2 protein-coding genes are annotated in these 3,487 nt (G+C 66.1%); one reads left to right on the plus strand and one right to left on the minus strand.

All coding sequences use genetic code 11. The features are described 5' to 3' along the window. Positions 1–169: 169 nt before the first annotated feature. Positions 170–1,855, minus strand: a complete 1,686-nt coding sequence (purH, locus tag ACFVYC_RS22285) for a bifunctional phosphoribosylaminoimidazolecarboxamide formyltransferase/IMP cyclohydrolase (RefSeq protein ID WP_387554419.1) — start codon at positions 1,853–1,855, stop codon at positions 170–172. 140 nt (positions 1,856–1,995) lie between these two features. Here purH and ACFVYC_RS22290 point away from each other — a divergent pair, with 140 nt between their 5' ends. Next, positions 1,996–3,348 carry an MFS transporter gene (locus ACFVYC_RS22290; RefSeq protein ID WP_387554421.1) on the plus strand — a complete coding sequence of 451 codons (1,353 nt, stop codon included), beginning with the start codon at positions 1,996–1,998 and terminating at the stop codon, positions 3,346–3,348. Positions 3,349–3,487 lie beyond the last annotated feature (139 nt).

Here is a 3,487-nt window from a genome sequence, read left to right on the forward strand (position 1 = left end):
AAAACGCTCGGCTGGAAAACCCCAGCCGAGCGTTTACGTGATTTACTACTAACCACCTAACCAGCAGGTGTTGCAACGACCCCTAGAAACCGCCTTTTGCGGGGACAGGCGCCGTCGTTGTTAATCAGGTTCCTTGGCCGACTCTGCGGGCCAGGGAAACCCCTGGGGACTAGTGGAAGAAGTGCCGCGCCCCCGTGAAGTACATGGTCACGCCGGCTGCATTGGCTGCCGCGATAACTTCCTCGTCGCGCACCGAACCGCCGGGCTGGACCACGGCGCGGACGCCGGCGTCCACCAGGATCTGCAGGCCGTCAGCGAACGGGAAGAACGCGTCGGACGCAGCCACGGCGCCGCGGGCCCGCTGGGGTGCGCTGGCACCGCTGGTGTTGGACGCACCGCCGGCACCTTCGACGTCGGACTCCACCGTCACGCCGAGCGTATTGGCCCGCTCCACAGCCAGCCGGCAGGAATCCAGTCGGTTGACCTGGCCCATGCCGATTCCGACGGCAGCGCCGTCCTGCGCGAGGAGGATGGCGTTGGACTTGGCGGCACGGCAGGCAGTCCAGGCGAAGGCCAGGTCCGCGAGGGTCTTGTCATCCGCGGCCTCGCCGGCAGCGAGGGTCCAGGTGGCGGGGTTGTCGCCGTCGGCATCGACCTTGTCGGCCACCTGGACCAGGACGCCGCCCGATACCTGGCGGATCTCCGACGGGTAGCGGCCGTAGCCTTCCGGCAGGGCGAGCAGGCGGATGTTCTTCTTCTTGGACAGGATCTCCACGGCCTCAGGCTCGAAGCCCGGCGCGATGACAACCTCGGTAAAGATGTCCTTGACGGTGTTGGCCATGACCGCGGTCACGGTGCGGTTGGCGGCGATGACGCCGCCGAAGGCCGAGACGGGATCGCAGGCGTGGGCCTTGGCGTGGGCGTCGGCGATCGGATCAGCGGCATCCGCGGAACCGACGGCAACGCCGCAAGGGTTGGCGTGCTTAATGATGGCGACGGCGGGCTCGGCGAAATCGTAGGCGGCGCGGAGGGCGGCGTCGGCGTCCACAAAGTTGTTGTAGCTCATGGCTTTGCCGTGCAGCTGGTCGGCCTGCGCGATGCCGGCCGGAGCTGCCTTATCCACGTACAGGGCGGCCTGCTGGTGCGGGTTCTCGCCGTAGCGCAGGACCTCGGAGCGTTCCAGCGAGAGGCCGGCGTAGGCGGGCCAGTCGATGACGCCGTCGCCGTCCTCATCCAGGAACTGGCTCGCGGTCCAGGTGGCCACGGCGTTGTCGTAGGAGGCCGTGTGGGCGAACGCCTTAGCGGCCAGCCGCCGTCGGGTGTTCAGGTCGAAGCCGCCCTCAGCGGCTGCGGTGACCACCTGGCCGTAGAAGGAGGGGTCCACCACGATGGCGACGGCGGCATGGTTCTTCGCGGCCGAGCGAACCATGGCGGGGCCGCCGATGTCGATCTGTTCGACGACGTCGTCCTGGGCAGCGCCGGACTTGACGGTTTCCACGAACGGGTAGAGGTTCACCACCACCAGGTCAAAGGGCTCGATCTCCATCCTGGTGAGCGTCTCCATGTGCGCGGGGACGCGGCGGTCGGCCAGGATGCCGCCGTGGACGCGCGGGTGCAGCGTCTTGACGCGGCCGTCCAGCATTTCCGGCGAGCCGGTGACTTCCTCGACTTCCTGGACCGGGATGCCGGCGGCGGCAATCTTCTTCGCCGTGGACCCGGTGGAAACCAGCTTCACGCCCGCTGCGTGCAGGCCCTGGGCGAGCTCCTCCAGACCGGTCTTGTCGTAAACCGAGATCAGGGCCCGGCGGATGGGAACACGGTCAATGGATACGCGCTCATGCTGCGTGAAGCTCACAAATGTCTCCGTCTTATGTCGCGGAACAGTGCCGCGGTTGGTGGGGATAGGGCAAGTTTATCGCGAAGTGCAGTTTGCCCCTGTGCAGGCGGAAGTGTGAACGCCACCGGCCCCGGCTAAAGTTCTTTTAGGAGGCTGCGATGAATACTTACACCACTGTGCCGAGCGGCGAGCAGGTGGTCCAGGAACTGCCCTGGCGATGGAAAGTCCAAGGCAGGATCTTTGTGATCGGCGGCCTCGGTTTTATGTTCGATGCCTGGGATGTGACCCTCAACGGCATCCTCATTCCACTGCTCTCCACGCACTGGGCCCTCACCCCGGGCGAGGTGGCCTGGGTGGGCACGTCCAACCTGATCGGGATGGCCCTTGGCGCTTTCGTGTGGGGCACCATTGCGGACACCATCGGACGGAAAAAGGCTTTCACTGCAACCCTGCTGATCTTCTCCCTTTTCACGGTATTCGGCGCCTTCTCCCCCGACTTCATCTGGTTCTGCGTCTTCCGGTTTATGGCGGGCTTCGGCCTGGGCGGCTGCATCCCGGTGGACTACGCCCTGGTGGGTGAGTTCACTCCCCGCAAGCAGCGCGGCAAGGTACTCACGGCGATGGACGGCTGGTGGCCGGTGGGTGCCGCCCTGGCCGGGTTTGTCTCCGCCGGCCTCGTGGCGCTGTACGGAGACTGGCGGCTGACCATGCTGGTAATGGTCCTGCCTGCGTTCCTGGTGTTCTGGGTCCGGCGGAGCGTCCCGGAGTCCCCGCTGTTCCTGATCCGCAAGGGCCGGCGGGAAGAAGCGGCCAAGGTCATCGATGATCTGGTGGCCGCCACCGGCGCGGAGGCCCGCGCCTACAGCCTGCCCGATGCCAAGGAAGTGCCCCGCCTCTCGGCTGGAAGCGCCTGGCACCAGCTGCGACTGGTGTGGCAGTACAACTGGAAGATCACCGCTGCGGCCTGGTCGCTGTTCTTTTCGATCCTGCTGGTCTACTACCTGTCCCTGACCTGGATGCCGCGGATCCTGATCGGTGCCGGATTCGCCGAGTACAAGGCGTTCGTCACCACCGCTTCCATGGCCGCCGTCGGGCTTTTGGGTGTGATCGTAGCGGCGCTGCTTGTGGAGCGCGTGGGCCGCAAGTGGATCCTTGCCGTTACCGGGCCCTTGTCCGCGCTGACCCTGGTGATCGTGGCGATCGTGGTGGACATCCCCACGGCAGCGGTCTTCTGGCTCCTGGTGTTCGGGTTTGTGGTGCAGGTGGCCATCCCGGTGCTCTACGCCTACGTGTCCGAGCTCTACCCCACCGAGCTGCGCGGCACCGGGTTCGGGTGGGCTTCCACGTTCTCCCGGCTCGGTGCAGGCTTCGGACCGCTCATTTTCGCGAACTACTTCTGGCCGGAGCTGGGCCTGGCCACGTCCTTCGCCCTCGCCGGCGGCCTGGTGCTGCTTGCGGTGGTGTGGATGGCCTTCTTCTCGCCGGAGACCAAACAGCGCCGCCTCGAGTAACCCCCTCCCCTCCCAACTAGCTCGCAGTTGTTGTGGGTTTGGGGCGACACAAAGGAAAAAACTGGGGGGGTAGTTGGGGCTAGCGCGGAGACATTTCGAGTGGGTGTGGGGGGGGGGGGGGTGGCTGCGGGCCGGACGG

The organism is Pseudarthrobacter sp. NPDC058329, from assembly GCF_042879835.1.
In the GTDB taxonomy this organism is placed as follows: Bacteria; Actinomycetota; Actinomycetes; order Actinomycetales; family Micrococcaceae; genus Arthrobacter.